The organism is Thioalkalivibrio denitrificans (assembly GCF_002000365.1).
Lineage (GTDB): Bacteria > Pseudomonadota > Gammaproteobacteria > Ectothiorhodospirales > Ectothiorhodospiraceae > Thioalkalivibrio_A > Thioalkalivibrio_A denitrificans.
On the sequence record NZ_MVBK01000139.1, the window covers coordinates 1 to 2,515 of the forward strand.

The following is a 2,515-nucleotide window of genomic DNA, read 5'->3' on the forward strand; positions in this document are numbered from 1 at the left end:
CATCGGCCCCACCAGCCAGGGGCGCGGCTCCTCTCCCTGCGGGAGCTGCGACAGCGCGATCTCCAGTTCGTAGAGGGATTCGTTGCGGGCCTCGTCGATGCGCGGCGCCTGGCTGGTGGGGCCGATGAACATGCCGGAGAAGAGATAGGACAGCCCAGGATGGTGCTGCCAGAAGGTCACCAGCGAGCCCAGCAGGTCGGGCCTGCGCAGCAGCGGGCTATCCGCAGGCAGCGCCCCGCCCAGGGTCACGTGATTGCCGCCTCCGGTGCCCGTATGGCGGCCGTCCAGCATGAACTTCTCGGTCCCGAGCCGGGACTGGCGGGCCTCCTCGTAGAGGGCCACGGTGTTGTCCCGCAACTGCTCCCAGTTGGCCGCTGGGTGAATGTTTACCTCGATCACCCCCGGGTCGGGTGTGACCAGCAGGCGCGCAATGCGCGGATCCCGGGGCGGCTCGTATCCCTCCAGCACCACCGGCAGGCCCAGCCTGGAGGCCGCCGCCTCCACGGCGGAGACCAGTTCCAGGTAGTGTTCAAGGAAGTTCAGCGGCGGGAGGAACACGTGCAGGCGCCCTTCCCGGGCCTCCACGCACAGGCTGGTGTGGGGGACCTCCGTCCAGCGGGTATCGTCCGGATCGTCACCGGAGACCTGGGGCTGGAGGCCGGTGTCGCTTCTCGGGTCCTCCGGGGCCACGCGCTCACTGTAGCGGCGCGCCACCTCGCCGTAGTAATCACCCAGTTCCGGGCGCGGCTCGAACAGGTCGGGCGGGGGAGGCTCGTCCCGCTCGGCGGACGCCTTCCAGGGCAGGCTGTCGAGCGGCAGGCGCAGGCCCATGGGTGAATCGCCCGGGATCAGGAACAGGCGACCCCGGCGAAACGCCCACAGGCCGCTGCGCCAGTGGTCCAGTTCGTGGTCCCACGAGATCGGCAGCGCGTAACCCACCGGTTCGTCCAGGCCCTTGGACAGCACGCGGGCGAGCCGCTGACGCTCGGCGGGGCTCTTGAGGTCGGCCTCCAGCGGATCCCGGTTGACGGGTTCGTTGCCCTCGCGCCAGAGGTAGTAGAGCGGGTCCTCGTAGGCGGGGACCAGGTAGCGGTCGGGGATCCCCAGGTGGTGTGCCACTTCCCGGGCCAGCGCCAGGGCCTCGTCTCGGCCGTGACCGTAGTCGCGGCTGATGTCCGCCATGAACGCGGGATCGCGCCATACGGGCACGCCGTCCTTGCGCCAGAAACACCCCAGTGACCAGCGCGGCAGCGGCTCTCCCGGATACCACTTGCCCTGCCCATGGTGAAACATGCCCCCGGGACCGAAGCGCCGCAGCAGTCGGCCGGCCAGTTCCCGGGCCAGCCTGCGCTTGTGGGGGCCGTCGGCCCGCGTGTTCCACTCCGCGGCCTCCATGTCGTCGATGGACACGAAGGTGGGTTCACCGCCCATGGTCAGGCGCACGTCGCCGTCCAGGAGATCCTGATCCACCTTGTGGCCCAGGGCATCGATGGCCGCCCACTGGTCGTCGCTGTAGGGCCTGGTGACCCGGGGGTCCTCGTGGATGCGGCGGACCCGGTTCTCGTGCTCCAGTGATACCTCGCACACCTCGGTGTAGCCGGTAATGGGCGCGGCGCTCAGGGGGCTCGGGGTGCAGGCCAGCGGGATGTGGCCCTCGCCCGCGAATAGCCCGGAGGTGGGGTCCAGCCCGATCCAGCCGGCACCGGGCACAAACACCTCGGCCCAGGCGTGCAGATCCGTGAAATCCGCCTCGGGGCCGGAAGGACCGTCCAGGGATTTCTCGTCCGCCGTGAGTTGCACCAGGTAACCGGACACAAAGCGCGCCGCGAGCCCCAGGTGTCGCAGGATCTGCACCAGCAACCATCCGGAATCCCGGCAGGAGCCGATGCCCCGCTCAAGGGTTTCCTCGCAGGTCTGCACGCCCGGCTCCATGCGCACGCTGTAGGCGATGTCCTGCTGCAGCCTGCGGTTGAGGTCCACGAGGAAATCGACGATGCCTCGCGGCTCCCTGCTCGTCTGTGCGAGCCACTCGGTCAGGAGGGGTCCGCTCTCGGTGATCTCCAGATAGGGAATGAGCTCCTTGGCGAGGATGCCGTCATACGCGAAGGGGAAATGCTCCGCGTACTTCTCCACGAAGAAATCGAAGGGATTGATGACGGTCATCTCCGCCACCAGGTCCACCGTCACCGAGAGCTCCCGCATCGCCTCGGGAAACACCGCCCGAGCAAGGAGATTGCCGAACGGATCCTGCTGCCAGTTGATGAAATGCTGCTCCGGCCGTATGCCCAGCGAATAGGACACGATGGGCGTGCGCGTGTGCACCGCCGGCCGCAGCCTGATCACATGCGGCGAAACCCGCACCCTGCGATCAAAGCGGTACACCGTCCGATGATTGAGCGCGACGCGTATGGCCATGGGCACTCCTGGTCATCACTGTTGATAAAGCCTCAACGCGAAGACGCACGAAGGGGATGAAGCAAGGATAAAAGCAAATGTTCTCTCGCAAAGACGCAAA

At 67.5% G+C, this 2,515-nt stretch carries 1 protein-coding gene; it reads right to left on the reverse strand.

Features of this window, described 5'->3' with window-relative positions; genetic code table 11:
- On the reverse strand, positions 1-2,415 hold a 2,415-nt coding region (locus B1C78_RS16550), incomplete at its 3' end, for a transglutaminase family protein (protein WP_139349996.1).
- Between the last annotated feature and the right edge of the window lie 100 nt (positions 2,416-2,515).